This is a genomic window from Ferribacterium limneticum, assembly GCF_020510565.1.
GTDB lineage: Bacteria > Pseudomonadota > Gammaproteobacteria > Burkholderiales > Rhodocyclaceae > Azonexus > Azonexus limneticus_B.
Genome location: NZ_CP075189.1, coordinates 2900724 through 2916745, shown reverse-complemented (window position 1 = coordinate 2916745; position 16022 = coordinate 2900724). Strand labels below are relative to the sequence as shown.

Genomic DNA, 16022 nt, shown 5'->3' with positions numbered 1-16022 from the left:
GCCCTACTTCGGGGATTGCGGTGGCAGGCCATCGAGGCAGTAGTTGATGCCGAAATCCATGGTCTGGCGGCGCGGAGTCGAGGCACCGGGCAGCAAAACCCCGTCCTGCCAGAACCTGACATTCAAGCGGGCACAACCGGCCTGGGCGTAGCGCTTCTCGGTCGTGACATCAATATAGATTGGCGAGGTGGCAGCAAAGCGCTGGGTGAGCGCTTCGGCGATCTCGCCGCTGAGGATGGCGTGGGCCTCGCCATCAACTGAACGAAGGGCGGCCAACATGACCGGTCGCGGATCCGCGACCGGGGCTCTGGGCACCTCGTCGGCGAGGACGAGTGATGCGAATCCGGCGATCAAGACGGCGGTATAGGCGATCTTCATTGGCACTTCCCCTGTCCGTAGTAGCAGGTTGTCAGGCGTGCGGCATTGCTGCCCTGTAGCGCGCCGGCATTGGGCAGCGTCGGGACGATGGAGGCGTAGAACTCGGTGAGGTCCATGGCCGCAAAGTCGAGGCTCTGGAGTTGGGCAATGGTGAACCCCGAGCAGTCGGGACTTTCGCCCGAACCCCAGTCCTTGCCGACCTGCACGCGGCCTTGCTCATTGACGATGCGGGCCAGTTTGCTGTTGAAGCAGCACTTGCCGGTGCTGTGTTCGAGGCAGGAGACGCAATTGCCGAAGATGCGGAAGCAGGAGGAGCACCAGGTGCCGACGGTGTGGCATAGGCCGGCCCCTTCCTTCATGCCGAGCTTGCCTTCTTCCTCGTTGCAGGACGACATCGACATAATGATGTAGATCACCACCGCAATGACCAGCGACCAGGGGTCGAAGGCAATCACCAGATTTTGGCCGGAATAGAGGATGGCCGAACTGGCCGGTAGTGCCGTGCCGTTGACCGCGACGGTGATGCCATAGGTCGTGAAGCTGCCGCTAAAACCGCCGCCCAGCAGCAAGGCCTGCATGCCCTGGTAAAGAAACTCGCGGTTCTGGGAGTTCATCAGCACGTCATAGACCAATTTCGAACCCGTACCGAACAGGCTCTGATTGGTCATGCCGGCGCCAGCCGAGTCGGAACTGCAACAGTTCTTCAGCAGGCGGTGGCGACAGCGGTTGCCTTCACCCTTGAAGACCTGCATTTTGCTGGTGTCGAGATACACGCCAGCCTCGCGTCCGGCTTCCATCAGCGACATCGAGCGGGCGAAGTCGGCGTCGTTGGTGTAACTGGTGTTGAAGCAGTTCGTACCCAGGCAATAGACGTTGGCCGGGCAGTTCGAGACACTGGTCGTGGTTTGCGCAGCGATCGGGCAGGTATAGGTGTCCTGGGTGATCTCGCACAGCCCGCTGCCGACATTCATCTGCTTGCAGGTGCTGCTGGCCGGCGTGCAGCCGCCGCTAACCAGCGCTGCGCACTCGTCGATCGGAGCGCCCGAGGAGCAGGTCAGGGTGCGCTCATAGGACCAGCAGGCACGGGTCACGGGGCGGCCTTCGATGGCCTTGGTCGCCGGGCCGTCGACGCAGGTGTCTGCGGTAGTGATGGTGCAGCGCCCACCCGCATTCAGCGCAGCACTCTTGTCGACCCAGGCATCGGTCTCGTGTTGCACCATGGCCGGCTGGATAAACGATAGGGGTAGGCTCCACGTTGAGCCAAACTGGAAGGTGTAATTGCAGGTCCCACCCCTGCAGCCGGAACCCGGCATCATCGTGACCGAGAACGGGCTCCAGCAATGGCCCTCCCAGTGGGGAGCGAGGTTGGTGACATAGGTGGCCTGGCTGGCCGGTGCGGTCTGCAGGTCGACGGTTTGCCAGCCGATGCAGGCCCCTTTTCCGCCCGCCGCATAAAAACGAAAACGTTGCAACCCGTCGCTGCGCAGTTGGCATTGAGCTTCCGCCACCATATAGTCGGCGCCATTGCGGTTGACCTGGCCGTGGGCGATCCAGGTGCCTTCGATGCAACTGGGCTGGAGATCAATCTCAACCGTCAGATCGCGCCGCGTCGTGTAGTTGCCGACACCGCTGTAGCGGTTGCAGACCTTGGTCGTGGTGCCTGCCGCGGTGCTGACCTCGGCAGTCGTGCAGCCCGAGTAGTAGTCGGCCAGGCTACCCAAGGCATTCGACGGATTGCGGGCGATGTCGTTGGCCGCAGTGACTGCCGGATCGTAGGCGGAGATCGCCGGGCGGGGCGTATTGGCCGAACTCAGCGCGCCATCCTGAGCCTGGCAGACCGGGTCGTTAGCGCTGGCCGCGCAGGTGCTCAGGCGGACATTGGCTGCACCCGACAGGTTGGGCTGGCCGTAATACGCCGTTTCGGGGGGCGTCGTTGTGTACTCCGGCACGGCGCTCGAGGCGCTGGGCATGTTCACCGTGCCGCGAATGAGCGGGTTGGCCACCTGGCCGGCGGCGGTGCCCTCTTCGAAGGGGCCGGCGATGGCAGCGCTCTGCGTAGTGACGAAGCAGAACAGCGTGATCCAGATGATCAGGCGGCGCATGGGGATCACCTATCCTCTGATGCGCTTCAGGAAGAGTTCAGCGGCTGGACCAAAGGCAGGCGCCGAGCGCTGCATGTGTTCCAGGGCGTAATCCAGGCTGACGTCACCAGTTGCCCGCAGGAAACTGTCGGCAGGGGCGCAACTGCCGCTGGCACAAGAGACGGGACGTGTGCCGTCACGCACCAAGACGAAGCTGGGTACCTTGCTGATGGCGAAGCGGTCGAAGGCCAGTGGATCGATCTGGATTGCCACCTGCTGTTTACCGATCAAGCCCTGGACCTGGGCAACCGTATCGCGCAGCGAACCGTTGGCGAAGCCACGGATGACGATGGTGGCTTTGGCGCGAGCCGCCTGGTTGACCAGGCCTTGCAGCGTGGCGCGGGGCATGCTGAGGCTGACGAAGATGAAAAGTCCTGGACCGGTAGTGAGCCCCTGCACCTGAGTCATCGCGTCGGATTGCCCGGCATAGCCGCGAGCCAGCGCTTCCAGATCGACCGGCATCTGCGTTGCTGGTTGGGGCAGCGCCTCAAGGTTCGGACTGTTCAGCGGCGCGGATCGGTGTCCGGCTTCGCCCGGCAGGGCGTACTTTTGCCGCGCCAATTCGATATCTTGCTCGGTGACCGTGGGGGTCTCTCGCCGGGCTCGTTCGATGTCCGCCTCCGTGACGACCGTCGTTGTCTGCGCCAAGGCCGAACTGCCGGCAACGAGCGCGGCGCTGAGCCCAAGGATCAGGGCGGCGAGGGTTCGATGGAAGTCAGTAGCCGACACAGCAATTCCTTTTGCGAAACAACATGAAGGCGAAGTCCTCGCCGCGCACCGGGTATTCCTTGCCGGCCCCCCAGAGCACGGTGGTCCGCCCGAAGGGCTGGCAACAGCGGCCGCCTTCCTTGTCGGTGTTGGGAATGGGATAGGTGAGTTGGGTTTTGTAGGCGGTCTTGTCCATCACCGGCTCGAAGTACGGGCCGCACAGCCCGTCTTTGCCATGCCAGCCCCAGGCCACCAACTCGCGGTGCATCTTGGCGCTCAAGCGCTGGGCCATCAGCGCGGCAGTCCGCACCCCACCCAGGTGGTAGGGGACGTATCCATTGAGGGGATAGATGCCGCCCTGACAACCGGCGCACCAGAACATCTCGCGGATGCCGAAGCCGACCGAGGCCGCGACGCAATCGGCGGCGCAAGCGGCAATGGCGACCGGATTGGCAAACAGCACGGCATCGGGATTGAGGATCAGGGTGAGTTCGTCGTCGGCCCACAAGGGATCGACTTCCGTCATGTAGGCCAGATCGAAGGATGCCTTCTCCAGGCAGGGAAAGTCGGTGACTACCTCCAGCCAGTACATCACCGGGTTCAGGTAGTAATGCGCCTGATAGAAACCGCCACCGTCGCCATCGCCTTCCGGGCGGGTAAAGCGGGCCGCCTCGGGAGCCGGGATGCCTGGATCAAGGTCGATGCCGCCGAGCGAGACGAGGCAGAAGGGTTTGCGCACTACTTCGACATGGCGCGCCGGCTCCCAGAAGCCGATGGACAGACCGACGATCGGATTGACCAGGCATCTGCACACGGGATTGGGTGGATTGTCGGTGTCCTCCTGGTCGCCGAAGTTGGCGATGCGCGCACTGCCAATGCTGATCGGCAGAATGCAGGACCAACAGATATCGGTGATCGGATTTGGAAACTTGCCGGTGCAGGTGGCCGTGCCGGCAGCTTGGGTCGGCAGGGTGCAGAAACCGAGGAGCAGTGCCAGAAGGATAGGGAGACTGTTTAGGAAGCAGCGTTGGCTCATGGCGCGATCTCCAGTTCGTCGATGCGCAGGCGCAGTCCTTCCTGCGATACCAGGGCAGGAACCTGGGTAATGCCCAGGCGGCGGGTAAGCAGACCATGCTGATCGAAATAGACCGGCATGCGCCATGACTTCATCAGGTCGAGGTAGGAACCGCCGACCAGGATCGGCTTGACCCGCCCTTGGTAGAAGGCAATCAACTGCCGGGCACGGCCGACCTGGCGCGCGTCACGCCCATCGAAAAAGAGCAGATGCCGGGACAGCGACACCACCTCCAGCGGATTTTTGCGAGTGCCGGCGGCAAACAGCAACTCGCCCCGCGGGCCGAGAATGTTGCGATCGAGCGTGAAACTTGGATCGAAGTAGAAGGTCTTGGCTGTCTCGGTCGAATGCAATCCGGCGATCGGCGGCGGGTTTCTCACGGTGGCGATACCGCGTTCCCGGGCTTGTTCTTCGAGGCGCTTGAGTTCGCCGCTACGTTCCTTGTCGCGCAGACGTTGCTCGATCATGTGCAGCAGATGCGGCTCGCTGATTGCATAGCTCGGTCCGATGACGCCCAGATCAAGGGCTTGCGCGCCCGGTGCGACCAGCAGCAGCGAGAAGAGCAGGGGCGGGATGGCGATTAGGTGTTTCATCGCGTCGCCTTGCCCGAACAGCGGATCTTTCCGGCGAGTTGTTCGCGCCCGGCGGTGTCGCCCAGTTGGTTCGCCCGGATTAGTGCCATCAGTGCCGGATCGCCGTCACCGTCCGCCATGGCCCGGCGCAATTCGGCTGGCGTCAGGGGGCGGCCGCAGCGCCGCGCGAAAGCGGCGAGGTAATCTCGCGCCCCGGCCTCGGCGGCTGGGGCGATATGCCGGAGCAGGGCGAGATAGTCGGCCAGTGGCACGTTGTCAGAGGGCTGAATGCCTTGCATCATTGGGGTGCTGGCTTGTTGGCCTGGTAATGGGGTAGCGGCTGGAGGGCTCTGTGCCCACGCGGTGGAAAATGCCAGAACACCGAACAAGGTGAGGCTAGAGAGGGTGCGGGGCATGACCGCCATCTCAGAATAGCGGGACCACGACGCCGATCACCTGCTCCGCCCGAACCAGGCCACTTTCCTGGTAACGCGAGTCGAAGGAATCTGGGCTGGTGCCCTGCACGTAGTAGTAGCGAGGCGGGATGACGGTCGGCGCAATCGGCGCAAGTGGCTGGCGGTCGTAGGCCTTTGTCTTGGCCCTACCGACGTCCTGGCCGTTGATGGCCACCTGCCGGCCGGTGACGGTGACAGTATCGCCCGGCAAACCGCGCACAATCTTGAAGAAAGGTTGACCGAGTAATCCCGGATAGCGGTGTTGCGCCTCGCCGGCAAAGGAAAAAACGATGAAGTCGCCGCGCTGCAGTCGGTGTGGACCGTGCTGCAGCCAGGCAACGCGATAAGGCAGGCTCGGTGTCCAGTTGAAAAGGATAGGCACTCGCGGTGTCGCGTCGACGAAGAGGCGGACATAGGCCAGGCTCCAGATGGCGATGATCGGCAGGTAGAGGTACCAGCGCTGGCGGGCATGGTGCAGGAAGTCGCCGACGCATCCGAGGATTCTCCGACCACGAGCGGGTCTCGCGGCGGGAATGGCGACTGCCGGTTGATGCGGGGCATTGTTCATGGCGCGCTCACTTTTCTGCGCAGTGCGGCCGTCAGGTCGACGGTATTCGCGGTAGCTCCGGCCACAGCCGCCTTGAGAACAACCAGGCAGCCGCACTCACGCGGCAATTCCTCAAGGGCGACCGGTAGGCGCGTGGCAAAGCTTCGCGCCATGAACAGCGCTTTTTGTCGGTCTTCCTCGGAGTTGGCCTTGGTCAAAATCTGGGTGAATTCGGCTTCCTTGGCGCGGTACACCTCGGCCACATCGACCACGCCAATCACCAGCGCGGGGCGCAGGACGAGACGGTCGTAGGTGGTCAGGGCGGCGCTCACCACAAGTAACGTCAGCAAGCCGTGGCGCAATAACTGGGCGGTATTCGGCTTCATACCGTATGCCCCCGATGCCGCAGCAACTCGCTGATCGCCTCGTCGATGGACAGGCCCTGGGCGCGCAATTCGTCGATCGGGGCGTTGTCTTCCAGCTTGTTGGAGAACAACAGGTGAGTGGCCGGATCGAGGATGTTGCGGGCGACGCCCTCGCCGACCGGCGACGAGATGTACAACTCGGAGAAGACGCCGGCCTCGGTGCGCAGGGAATTGAGCAGCCGCTTCTTCGGTTCGTCCATGGTCAGCCGGCCCTTGCGGTCGAGCATTTCGATGGACTCGGGCTTTTGACGGAGCAGGAAAACCCAGTCCGAGCAGTTGAAGGCCGCTTCCATCTGGGTCGAGCCGTAGAAATCGTCGGCACTCTGGGTCGCGGTGCCGAGGGCACCGCCGTACTTGCGGGCGCGCCGCGCGGCTTCCTCGATGACGGCCGCCTTGACCGGATCGTCGGCGCCGATGTCGCCCAGTTGCTGTTTCAGCTCGTCGACGAAGAGCACCTTGCGCCGGTTGCGGGTGAGGTACATCTCACCGGTGATCCGGTGCAGCAGCAGGATGTTCACCACCGCATGCAAGTCGGGCCGGCGTTTCAGTTCCTCGTTCTCAATGACGATGAAGTCATTGGAAAAATCGATGTTGTTGCGGCCTTCAAAGAAGCGCTCGTATTGCCCGCCGCGGGAGTACGGGTTGAGCATGATGGCGAGGTCCTTGATGCGCTGGTCGCCGACGATGCCCAGTTCTTCGATGCTTCCGCTCTTGAAGGCATCGCGCAGGCCGGTGATGCGCAGCTCATTGCCGTATTCCCGCCAGAGCTTGAGGACCATGGCCGAGATGGCCTTGTACTGGACCTCTTCCAGGGTGTGCTGCATCGAGCACATCTTGGCGATGCCGGGCACCAGCATGTCGATGTCTTCATTGATATCGACGATGTGGGTGAACGGGTCCAGGCAGATATTTACGTCGGGCCGAAACTCGATATAGGTGCCCTTGGCCTTGCGGCACAGCTTCTCGAAACTGCGGCCAAGATCGAGCATCCAGACCTTGGCGCCGATGGCGCGGTAGGACCAGGCCATTTCGTTCATCAGTACCGACTTGCCCGAGCCGGGGGCACCAATGATGGCGAAATTGTAGTTGCCGAGATCGTTGTCGAAGATATCGAGGGTCATCAACTGGCCGCGCCGTCCCCCAAAAACCAGGGCCGGCGTGCGCGTGCCGCGCCACTCGGCAATCAGCGGGGCCATGTGGATGGCATTGGCCATGGTCTTGCGCGTGACCCGGCGCATTTTGACCAAGTCCTTGTGGAATTTCTCGGTCAGCGTCATCGGCAGGCTGGCGAGTAGTGCCTGGCGGTGCATGTAGGCGTCGGCATTGAGCTGGAAGCCGCGGCCACGCCAGATCGCATTGGCGGCTTCGTGGGCGGCGACCGATTTGTTGGGTGCGGTGAATATCGCCAGCTGGTGGTAGAGGCTGACCAGGTTGCCGCCGGTATCGATGGCATCGGCGGCAGCCGTCCAGTCCTGCAGTTTCTTATTGACGTCCGGCATGACGTCGGCCATCTTCGATTTGGCATTCTGCGTTGCCCGCACATGGTTGGCGGTGACCACCGACTTGGTGAGGTTGGGGTCGAGGACCTGGACGCCGAGAGTGAGCAGAAATGGCGCGCTGTACTGCAAGGCCGGCTGCATCAGGTCGCCGATCAGCGACCCCATCTGCCACAGGGCAAAGCGTTCCGGGAAACTCTTGATCGAGTAGAAGCGCGCCTCCAGCACGTCGGGACTGGCTTCCTTCCACAAGATGAGGCCGCTCGGATGCGGATCCTGGATGGTGTCGAAGTCCACGATCTGGTCGCGCAACTCGCGGCCATCGTCGTAATTGAGGTCCGGCGCATCGGTCTGCGAGATGCGGTCGGGATTGGTGAATAAGGCACACCAGTTGATCAGGTCGGCGGCATCGCAGACGCGATTGGGCAGCGAGGCGGAGCGCAGGCTGGACGACATCGAATCGCGCAGGGCGAGCAGTTCATCGCGCTTGTTGAGGTCTTCCGGGTCGCCCGGAAAGGCAACGCTCAGCATCAGCCGAAAATCCCGGATCGTGTAGTGGAAGCCGGCGGTCAGCGACTTCTGTGCCCCCTGCAGCAGGTGGTCCACGCGCTGACGCGCCAGTTTGCGGAACAGGTTTTCGTTGCGGGCCGGGCGGCCCCATTGTTTCGCCTGCTCAGCCTGATCTTCATCCTCGACCCGCAGATTGGCGTACTGGCGCAACTGGCTACGGACCTGCGGCGAGGCGAACAAATGGAACTGGATGCCGGTGCCGGGCGGGCAATTGGCGTAGAGCGAGATCAGTACTTCCGCCATCCGCTCGTCGGCCCCCGACTGCGGCATCAATTCGAGCATGACGCCCATGCTGTCGCGGTTCACGAAAATCTTCTCGGCGGCGAGATAAGCGGAGTAGGGCAGCCAGTTGGCGAACTGTTCGGCAGGTGTGTCTGCCGGTTCGCCGAAGGGAAAGCGCGGTGCATGGGTGTGCTCACGCTGACGGGCGAAATGGGGATCGCTGTGGGCGGTGTTCATCTAGACCTCACTGCGCAGGGTTGGCGCCGGCCCCGGGCAGCGGCGGGCGTTGCAACATCGGTGGGGACGACGACGTACTGGCGCCGGGTTCGGTGGTCGTCTCAGCGGCCGGCTTGGGTGGCAGCTTCAGCGGTGCATAGCGATCACGGATCTGGCGTTGCACGTGGTCGATCTGCCACTGACCGTTGTCCACCTGCACATAGACGTAACCCTGGTCGTAGAGATCGCCGTCGGCGTCTTCCCAAGGCTTGATCCACAGCCGCAGGATGCGTGCCTGTGTGCGCAATGGACTGGGCGTTACGGCCATCCCGGAAACGTTGGCTGTGGCCGAGGAATTAGGACGCCCAAGCGTGGGGGAGGAGTTCTCTTCGGAGGTCTCTTTCTGTCGGCGAGCAATTCGTTGGGCTTGTTGGCTGGGCAGGTTGTTGTGAAGGGCATTGGCGTAGGTGCCGGATACCGAGTCGCAGGCGACGCCATCGGGGGCCTTGCAGGCGTACTTCGAGTCGCCGCCCAGGCCAGACATGTTCATGCAGGCGCTCAAGGGGAGGACCAGGCAGACGGCGCCGAGTTGCAGGACGAGCGTTTTCATGGCTGCTTCTCCGGCGCAACTGGCGAAGTGGTAGCTGAGAGTCGTGATTCGAGTACGGCTCGTCCGACGAACCCTTCGCTACGGGTGCCATCAGCCCAGATCAGGGTGGGTGTGCGCTGTACGCCGAGTCGGCGGGCCAGTGCCAGGTTGCGACCGATCGGGTGGTCGCAGGTGCCGCCGTTGTTGAGCAGGCTGTCGTCACCGTCGAGCATCAGGCGCCGCCAGGCTGCTGCATGATCCGCCGCACACCAGATGGCGATCGGTTTGGTCTCACCGAGGAAAGGCAGCAGGAAGGTGTAGATGGTGATGTTGTCGAGGCTGGATAGCTCCGCTTCCAACTGTTTGCAGTACGGGCAGTTGGGGTCGCTGAAAACGGCCAGCCGGCGCTGACCCGTGCCGTGCACAGTCTTGATCGCGTCGCTCAGAGGCAACTGTTCGAAGCGGATCGGACCCGCTTCGGTTGGCTGGTAGTTCTGGGGCGCTTCATCGGGACCTTTTGCCTTGTTGGCCTGCACCAGTTTCGGGCCGGTCAGGTCGCTCATGCTCTGGGTGTCGAACAGATGGCCGAAGAGAAAGTAGCGCGGCTGCCTGGCAGACACATAGGCCACGTTGCCGTTCATCCAGACCTCGTAGAGGCCGGCGATAGGCGTACGGGCGATGCTGGAGAACTGCGTTCCCGGATGGGCTTTCTGCAAGGCCGACAGCAGTTGCGTCTCATCGGGTGTGGCCGCGTTGACGCCAAGGCCGGTGCCAACGAGGATCGTGCTCAAGGCCGCGACGAGTGCTCGCCGGCGCATGGGTTTAGTAATTGCCATCGTCCGAGGTCTCCAAATAACGGGTTTCAGGTGAATTGGCGAAGCGGGCGGCAGCGGGCTCGCTGGCCGTCATCGGTACATCGATGCGCACGCCCTTGGTGATCACCACATCGACCTCGCGGCCGGCGTCCACTTCGATGACCGGGAAGGTGTTCTCGGCGAGCTTGATGTAGTACTGGGCCAGCCGGTCGAGGGCCTTGCCGACACCGGAACCGAGGCCGGCGCGGTAGGCTTCGGTTCCGGTGGCGCTGGCGACCGTGCCGAGGGCTGAGGTGCTGTATTCCGTCGACGAGGTGGCCAGGCCCTGGCCGATGCCGCTGACCACGCCGGCCAACAGGGCGTTGGCGAGCATCTGGCCCTGCTTGGTGACCAGCCGCCCGCGCATGCCGACCTTGCCATCCTCGCCGTAGATCGAGCCCTGGATCTTGACTTCCAGCGTTGCGCCGTCGGTCCGCACACAAGACAGACTCTCGGTGCGCAAATAGGCCCGCTCGGAGCTGATGTCGCCATAGCCGGCGGCCACCACGAAGCACTCCCGGTATTCGGCGCGGAAACGGTTGGGCAGGAATGAGTTGTCTGAAAGACGGATCAGAACCGGGTGCGGGTTGGATTGCGATTGACCGCCGGTGGGGGCATCCAGGCCACCCAGCAGCGTGCCGCGGGTAAAGCTGACGGGCAGGAAGGTGGAGACGGTTCGGGGGGCTGTTTGCACTCCAGCCCCGGTGGCGCGCTCGGCTTTCTCGCTGGTGTTGGCGAGCAGGGAGCGCTCGGCCACCGTAATCCGGGCGATCGCTGGCGTTGGCGCCATTGGCGGGCTCGGAGGCAGCAGGTCGCCGGGCGTGCCACTCGGCATCGCTCCGGTGACCAAACCCTTGGGTGGCGGCGGTGCTGGGGGCAGACTCACCGCTGGCGGCATGCTGTTCGGCATGGTCGGGACTGGTGTGGGCGGCTGGGGCGTAGCGGCGGCCTGCTGGGTCGAGGTCAGTCGCTGTTCCAGTTCGGCAAAGCGCTGCATCGTTTTCGCTTCGAAGGTTTGGCGATCCTTGTTGAGTCGTCCCTGTTCTTCGCGTTCGTTTTCGTACTGGGCAAGCTTGCGTCCGGCCGTGCCGACCCATTGATCAACCGGATTGACTTGGGCGCCGGGCGACATCACGCCGATATTGGTGACCGAACTGGCGGGCCCGGCGGCGGGTTGCGCGGTGCTCGCTGGCGGACTGCTCGCCGTGAATGCGAAAATCGACCAGAGCAGCCCGACGCCGCCGGCCATCAGGGCGCCGAGCATGGCGTACTGGCGCTGCCGCGGGGACAGGTGCTGCAGCAATTGCTGCGGTAAGCTCCGCAGTGTCTGCATCCACTGACGCGGCGTCGTCATGGCGTCTCTCCGCGACGGATCACGTAGACGCTGGTGCTCTCGCCGGGGTGAAGGTTGTGGTGCTCGACAGCGATACCGACGATGCTGCCCTGCTCGCGGTCGAATTCCGGTTCGGCCAGCACCATGGGGGCATCGCTGATGTTCTGCAGCAGGTATTTCTCGCCGACCAGGCCGCGCCCCTCGTACTGGCGTACCCGGGAAAAACGCGCCTCGTTCCACAACGGAAGCGTGCCGTGGGTCTCTTCGACCCGGATATCCGGCGGCACCCGATCCGAAGCCATCGCCACTAACAGCGCCTTCATGGCCCGTACCTGGTTGGGTGACGGACCGGCTGGAGTCTGAGCCGATGTCGCATGCTTCAATGCCTTCGGTGTCCTGTCACGGATGACGATCGTGTCGGCCGGTGTATCCGAGCGGCGCAGCAGCAAGGTGTAGGTGGCGTTGGCCGATGCGACGAAAAGGTTGATCGGCTTTGCGGAATCACCCACCGGACGGACATAGATTTCGCCCTTGTCGCGATCACAGGTCAGCGCGATCTCACCGGCTGGATTGATCGGTGATGAACCCGTACCGGCGGGTGTCATGCCTGGGCTGGCGGGAAGCGCCGCCGCCATGCCGCATTGGCTCGAATGGATATTGCCGAAGACATCGGTGATCGATGCGCCTTCGATGCGGATGCGGGTCGGTTCCCGGATCGACAGGATGGCTTCGACCGCCGCGCCGTCGCTGGCCTCGACGACTTGCAGTGCCTGGGCGGGCAGGGCCGTCATGCTGGCGATACAGGCGATGGCCAGCACAGCGGCTATCGTCCATCCGTGTTTTGGTGCCAGCTGGGGATCGGCTCTGGATAGGGCCGGGTGGGTATCAGTTGCCGACATTGGCTACCTCCTTGAAACTTTTCAGATGCATGCGCGCGCCGGCGTAGCTGAACTCGACCCGATAGGCCTTGAGATCGTTGGCCGTCTCGAACCCATTTACCAAAGTGCGTAGGCGGCCGCGAATGACGACGCTCTGGCCTTCTTCACTGGGAACCAGTTGCTGGGGCGCGAACACGGTGGCGGCGTTGATGCGCTTCAGGCGTTCGGCTTCCACTTCCTGTCGGGTCTTCAGCGGGCCGTACTGTTCCGGTTCGACATAGCCGAGCAGAATTTCCTTCTTCCAGTCGATTGAAGCCGGCGTTACGTCGAGCACCAGCCAGGCGATGAAACTGCCCATTTGCTCAAGGTATTCGCTGCTCGCCTTGTCACGGGTAACCCAGAAGGTCTTGTCGATCGAGGGCGGTACGACAACGGTACGCACTGTCCCGAGCAGGTTGAGGATGACCACCAGGGCGAGGATCTGGCCGGCGGCCAGGACGCCAACGGCGAGACCGAGTCCGCGGTTTCGGCGGCGCATTTCCTTGATGTCGCCGTTGAGTCGTTCGAAGTCCATGGGTTCGTCTCCTGGGCTCAGCCGACCATGCGGCGGATGTGCGATGGCGGCGTAGCGCGCATCGTGGTCAACGGACTGGCTGGCAGGTGCCAGTACAGCCAGTGGATGGCGAAGGCCGGGTGCTTGTCCGCCTTGATGCGCGATATCCAGCGCGAGACGAATATGCCCGCCGCCATGCAGACGGCGAACGAGGTCTTGCTGCCGGACATATAGCCCACGAAAAACATGAACAGGATCGGCGCGGCGACATCGACATCCCAGAAGCCGATCTTCCATTGGTCATCGAGACGCCGCGGGATATAGGTGTCTGCTTGCATATCGGTCTCCTGGGGTCGATGCCGGCGTTTCAGATCACTGCGCCCATGATCGCGCCGGCGATCACCAGGCCCACGGCGGCAAAGATGGCGAGGCCCACGTAAAACAGGACTGGGCCGAAGTTGCGCAGCGCGGAGAGTGAGATGAGTGCGACCACGAAACCGACGAAGCCGACCAGGGCCTTGATGCCGGGACCGAGTGCGGCGATTTGGGTCAGCGCCGAGGTCATCGGGCCGGTGATGCCGGTAAAGGCGACCAAATCCAGGGCGTAGCCGGGAAAGGCGATGCCGAGACAAAGGGCGATCGTCGCCAGCAGAATGGCGACCATGATCGGCTTGCGCGCGGCAAGGCGGGGGGAAGAAACCAGCACAGCAGTGTTCATGAGTACCTCCGGGGAAGAGTCGAACGTTGAATGGGTGGAAAAGGCGGGTAGGCATCGGAATGCCCGGCGGGTGGGAGCGCGTGCTCGGCGGGTGAAGGGCAGAAATTACTCAGTTCGAGCCGCCCGGCCTCATGGCGGAAGGCCGTCGTTCATCTGGAAGACCACCTCGACCCGGCGGTTTTGCGTGCGGCCGGCTTGGGTATCGTTCGGGGCGACGAAGCAGCACCCGCCTTGTGCCTTGATGGTCAGGGCGGGCGTCAGTCTCGGATGGGTCTTGAGCAGGTGGTCGCGGACAGCCATGGCGCGCGCCAGAGCCAACGAATCATTGAAGGCCAACGGCCCGGTGTTGTCGGTACGGCCGATGATCGTGATGCGACGTGCCGACTTCAGGTCGGGCAGCGTGCCTTTCAATTCTGTGCGGGCGGCAGGGCTCAGCTTGGCGCTGCCAAGGCCGAAGCGCAGGGTGAGTGTGCGGGAGACTTCCTTCTTCAGTGCCGGGGCTAACGGAACAGCGGGCGGGGCTGGCTCGGTTGGGATGGGCGCATCGGTCCGCTTGATCGATGGGTCAGGCGTTTCCAGCGCGAGCGTCTTGGGGGTACGGATCGGGCAGGCTGGTGGGATGCAGCGTGCAAACGTTGCCTGCCTGCCGAAATCGAGTTGGGCCAACTGTGCCGGTGCCGCGCGCTGCAGGATTGCCTGATGATTGGGTGATGGTGGCGTGGAGACCAGGCTGCACGCGGCGGCCAGGAGGGTACTGCCGCCCATAAGGCCGAGCGTCCAGTGGCGTAGTGAGCCAAATCTCATGGCGCCACCCGCACCGACATCATCGCAAGCATTTCGCCCGAGGCCGCCGGCTTGAGCGTGTTCGGTGCCCTGACGAATTGGCTGCTCCGTTGGGCCGGCAATTGGCGGTAAACCCGCCAGGCGTATTGCGCGCGTGCCTTGGCGCAAGCCTCGCCTTTGAGCTGCGAGCAGGCTGCGTTGTAGGCACCGACCGCATCCCATGTCGTTCCGTGCCGGGAAAATAGATCGGAGAGCAGCCAGGCTCCGACCTGAATGTTGATGCAAGGATCAAAAAGATCCGGTTCCCTGATGCCGTGGCGTGACAGCACTGAAAGGTGACGGTTGTTGATCTGCATGAGTCCAATATCGTAGGACCCGGTGCGTTGAGCGTGCGAGCGGTTTACGGCCTTCGGATTCAAGTTCGATTCGACCCGAGCGATCACATAGAGCAGGTCGGCCGAGATGCCGTAGCGCTGGGCAGCCTCCTCCCAGCAGGTCTGTGCTTGGGAGGGTACGTTAGCCAAGACGGCCACGGCTGTAAGGCCAGCAAAATACCGCGGCAGACGCATGAGTCACCTCTCCAACGAAACCGGAAACGACCCGCCGGGTAGGCAGGCTGCGAGGGTCTGGGCCGTCGGCGGTACGCGGACGAGCAGAGTCGGATTCGGGTCGGTCCGGCGTCTAGCCGGGCAAGGTGATGGTGAGCGAGTGGTTCAGGAGTAGGTGGATGATGCCGGTCAGGTGCGTTAGTTAAGGCGTCACAATCCTCAACCGGAGGGCGCGCCCCGCCCGCGATTGGAACGTTCGGCCATGTTGCGGCGTGCCTGTTGCAGAACGCCAGCGCCCGAGCCATCCTCCGCACGGCACAGGGCGACGCAGGCCGTGGTCAATTGGTCGAGCTGGAACTTGGGGTTGGGGTGTCGGTTAGCTGGGGAACGTTGCAGGTCCAAGAGCAACTGGTACTGGCTCCGCCACATCGATTCGCGGCGGCGCGGTGTTTCGGGCGAACGAAGAACAAGCTCTGTCCCTAAAAACCGGAAGATGCGACAGGAGGCATCCTGATGCATGAAAACTAGTGAGACGCTGGCGCTGATGAGATCGGGAAAACGGAAGGTCGGCGACACATTGTCTTCGCTCCGCAGCAGGCGGTAGAGCCAGTCGTGCTCTTCAAGCCACAAGCGAGTCTCGATGACATCCTGAGCTTTATTATCCTCTGGAGGAGGTGAGAGGTGATGCTGGAGCATCGCTGTTGTGGCGGTGATCATGCGGCTTTCCCCTGTTCTGTGGCGGCGTAATGCTCTTGCGAGCACATGACAGGAAGATAGGTCGCCTAGTTTGTGGTGTCTCTTGGGAATGGCGGACTTGTGAGGGGGATTTTGCTATCAGGAAATAGGCCGCTAGAAATATTCCTCGTTGCATGACGTATGGGATCTGACCGCCTAGCTATTCGTCAACGAGAGAATTTTTAACAGGGTAAGGCCGGCGACAGCACCTCGGTGCGGTCGGTGG

General features: G+C 63.0%; 19 protein-coding genes. All 19 read right to left on the bottom strand.

Annotated elements, in window-relative coordinates; all coding sequences use genetic code 11:
- Window positions 1–3 precede the first annotated feature (3 nt).
- A complete protein-coding gene (locus KI610_RS14020; RefSeq protein ID WP_226495582.1) occupies window positions 4–378 on the bottom strand; it encodes a hypothetical protein in 375 nt (124 codons plus the stop codon).
- Window positions 375–2480 (bottom strand): type-F conjugative transfer system mating-pair stabilization protein TraN, encoded by a 2106-nt coding sequence (gene traN / locus KI610_RS14015; protein WP_226495581.1) that lies wholly within the window; start codon window positions 2478–2480, stop codon window positions 375–377. The genes KI610_RS14020 and traN overlap by 4 nt, the downstream gene beginning before the upstream one ends.
- Window positions 2481–2489: 9 nt before the next feature.
- Complete coding sequence (gene trbC / locus KI610_RS14010) at window positions 2490–3248, bottom strand: type-F conjugative transfer system pilin assembly protein TrbC (protein WP_226495580.1); 759 nt, start codon at window positions 3246–3248, stop codon at window positions 2490–2492.
- A complete protein-coding gene (gene traU, locus KI610_RS14005; RefSeq protein WP_226495579.1) occupies window positions 3235–4263 on the bottom strand; it encodes a conjugal transfer pilus assembly protein TraU in 1029 nt (342 codons plus the stop codon). Before traU ends, trbC begins: the two co-directional genes overlap by 14 nt.
- On the bottom strand, window positions 4260–4895 hold the full coding sequence (traW, locus tag KI610_RS14000) for a type-F conjugative transfer system protein TraW (protein ID WP_226495578.1): 636 nt from the start codon (window positions 4893–4895) through the stop codon (window positions 4260–4262). The genes traU and traW overlap by 4 nt, the downstream gene beginning before the upstream one ends.
- Window positions 4892–5176 carry a hypothetical protein gene (locus KI610_RS13995; RefSeq protein WP_226495577.1) on the bottom strand — a complete coding sequence of 95 codons (285 nt, stop codon included), beginning with the start codon at window positions 5174–5176 and terminating at the stop codon, window positions 4892–4894. The genes traW and KI610_RS13995 overlap by 4 nt, the downstream gene beginning before the upstream one ends.
- Window positions 5177–5300: 124 nt before the next feature.
- On the bottom strand, window positions 5301–5897 hold the full coding sequence (gene traF / locus KI610_RS13990; RefSeq protein ID WP_226495576.1) for a conjugative transfer signal peptidase TraF: 597 nt from the start codon (window positions 5895–5897) through the stop codon (window positions 5301–5303).
- On the bottom strand, window positions 5894–6262 hold the full coding sequence (locus KI610_RS13985; protein WP_226495575.1) for a hypothetical protein: 369 nt from the start codon (window positions 6260–6262) through the stop codon (window positions 5894–5896). Before KI610_RS13985 ends, traF begins: the two co-directional genes overlap by 4 nt.
- On the bottom strand, window positions 6259–8826 hold the full coding sequence (gene traC / locus KI610_RS13980; RefSeq protein ID WP_226495574.1) for a type IV secretion system protein TraC: 2568 nt from the start codon (window positions 8824–8826) through the stop codon (window positions 6259–6261). The genes KI610_RS13985 and traC overlap by 4 nt, the downstream gene beginning before the upstream one ends.
- A gap of 7 nt (window positions 8827–8833) precedes the next feature.
- Window positions 8834–9415, bottom strand: coding sequence for a type IV conjugative transfer system lipoprotein TraV (gene traV, locus KI610_RS13975; protein ID WP_226495573.1), 582 nt, complete (start codon window positions 9413–9415; stop codon window positions 8834–8836).
- Window positions 9412–10230: a DsbC family protein gene (locus tag KI610_RS13970; protein WP_226495572.1), complete on the bottom strand. Its 819-nt coding sequence runs from the start codon at window positions 10228–10230 to the stop codon at window positions 9412–9414. The genes traV and KI610_RS13970 overlap by 4 nt, the downstream gene beginning before the upstream one ends.
- A complete protein-coding gene (locus tag KI610_RS13965) occupies window positions 10217–11602 on the bottom strand; it encodes a TraB/VirB10 family protein (RefSeq protein WP_226495571.1) in 1386 nt (461 codons plus the stop codon). The genes KI610_RS13970 and KI610_RS13965 overlap by 14 nt, the downstream gene beginning before the upstream one ends.
- Window positions 11599–12480 carry a type-F conjugative transfer system secretin TraK gene (locus KI610_RS13960; protein ID WP_226495570.1) on the bottom strand — a complete coding sequence of 294 codons (882 nt, stop codon included), beginning with the start codon at window positions 12478–12480 and terminating at the stop codon, window positions 11599–11601. Before KI610_RS13960 ends, KI610_RS13965 begins: the two co-directional genes overlap by 4 nt.
- Complete coding sequence (gene traE / locus KI610_RS13955) at window positions 12467–13033, bottom strand: type IV conjugative transfer system protein TraE (protein WP_226495569.1); 567 nt, start codon at window positions 13031–13033, stop codon at window positions 12467–12469. The genes KI610_RS13960 and traE overlap by 14 nt, the downstream gene beginning before the upstream one ends.
- A gap of 17 nt (window positions 13034–13050) precedes the next feature.
- Window positions 13051–13350, bottom strand: a complete 300-nt coding sequence (traL, locus tag KI610_RS13950; protein ID WP_011288049.1) for a type IV conjugative transfer system protein TraL — start codon at window positions 13348–13350, stop codon at window positions 13051–13053.
- A gap of 29 nt (window positions 13351–13379) precedes the next feature.
- Window positions 13380–13730: a hypothetical protein gene (locus KI610_RS13945; RefSeq protein WP_226495568.1), complete on the bottom strand. Its 351-nt coding sequence runs from the start codon at window positions 13728–13730 to the stop codon at window positions 13380–13382.
- Between the two features lie 129 nt (window positions 13731–13859).
- A complete protein-coding gene (locus KI610_RS13940; protein WP_226495567.1) occupies window positions 13860–14534 on the bottom strand; it encodes an OmpA family protein in 675 nt (224 codons plus the stop codon).
- Complete coding sequence (locus KI610_RS13935; RefSeq protein WP_226495566.1) at window positions 14531–15082, bottom strand: lytic transglycosylase domain-containing protein; 552 nt, start codon at window positions 15080–15082, stop codon at window positions 14531–14533. Before KI610_RS13935 ends, KI610_RS13940 begins: the two co-directional genes overlap by 4 nt.
- Window positions 15083–15280: 198 nt before the next feature.
- Window positions 15281–15778 (bottom strand): hypothetical protein, encoded by a 498-nt coding sequence (locus tag KI610_RS13930; RefSeq protein ID WP_226495565.1) that lies wholly within the window; start codon window positions 15776–15778, stop codon window positions 15281–15283.
- Window positions 15779–16022 lie beyond the last annotated feature (244 nt).

Excerpts from the sequence above, each read along its gene's own strand:
- KI610_RS14020 (WP_226495582.1), bottom strand. The coding sequence starts at position 378 with ATGAAGATCGCCTATACCGCCGTCTTGATCGCCGGATTCGCATCACTC.
- traN (WP_226495581.1), bottom strand. The coding sequence starts at position 2,480 with ATGCGCCGCCTGATCATCTGGATCACGCTGTTCTGCTTCGTCACTACG.
- traU (WP_226495579.1), bottom strand. The coding sequence starts at position 4,263 with ATGAGCCAACGCTGCTTCCTAAACAGTCTCCCTATCCTTCTGGCACTG.
- traW (WP_226495578.1), bottom strand. The coding sequence starts at position 4,895 with ATGAAACACCTAATCGCCATCCCGCCCCTGCTCTTCTCGCTGCTGCTG.
- KI610_RS13995 (WP_226495577.1), bottom strand. The coding sequence starts at position 5,176 with ATGATGCAAGGCATTCAGCCCTCTGACAACGTGCCACTGGCCGACTAT.
- traF (WP_226495576.1), bottom strand. The coding sequence starts at position 5,897 with ATGAACAATGCCCCGCATCAACCGGCAGTCGCCATTCCCGCCGCGAGA.
- KI610_RS13985 (WP_226495575.1), bottom strand. The coding sequence starts at position 6,262 with ATGAAGCCGAATACCGCCCAGTTATTGCGCCACGGCTTGCTGACGTTA.
- traC (WP_226495574.1), bottom strand. The coding sequence starts at position 8,826 with ATGAACACCGCCCACAGCGATCCCCATTTCGCCCGTCAGCGTGAGCAC.
- traV (WP_226495573.1), bottom strand. The coding sequence starts at position 9,415 with ATGAAAACGCTCGTCCTGCAACTCGGCGCCGTCTGCCTGGTCCTCCCC.
- KI610_RS13970 (WP_226495572.1), bottom strand. The coding sequence starts at position 10,230 with ATGGCAATTACTAAACCCATGCGCCGGCGAGCACTCGTCGCGGCCTTG.
- KI610_RS13965 (WP_226495571.1), bottom strand. The coding sequence starts at position 11,602 with ATGACGACGCCGCGTCAGTGGATGCAGACACTGCGGAGCTTACCGCAG.
- KI610_RS13960 (WP_226495570.1), bottom strand. The coding sequence starts at position 12,480 with ATGTCGGCAACTGATACCCACCCGGCCCTATCCAGAGCCGATCCCCAG.
- traE (WP_226495569.1), bottom strand. The coding sequence starts at position 13,033 with ATGGACTTCGAACGACTCAACGGCGACATCAAGGAAATGCGCCGCCGA.
- traL (WP_011288049.1), bottom strand. The coding sequence starts at position 13,350 with ATGCAAGCAGACACCTATATCCCGCGGCGTCTCGATGACCAATGGAAG.
- KI610_RS13945 (WP_226495568.1), bottom strand. The coding sequence starts at position 13,730 with ATGAACACTGCTGTGCTGGTTTCTTCCCCCCGCCTTGCCGCGCGCAAG.
- KI610_RS13940 (WP_226495567.1), bottom strand. The coding sequence starts at position 14,534 with ATGAGATTTGGCTCACTACGCCACTGGACGCTCGGCCTTATGGGCGGC.
- KI610_RS13935 (WP_226495566.1), bottom strand. The coding sequence starts at position 15,082 with ATGCGTCTGCCGCGGTATTTTGCTGGCCTTACAGCCGTGGCCGTCTTG.
- KI610_RS13930 (WP_226495565.1), bottom strand. The coding sequence starts at position 15,778 with ATGATCACCGCCACAACAGCGATGCTCCAGCATCACCTCTCACCTCCT.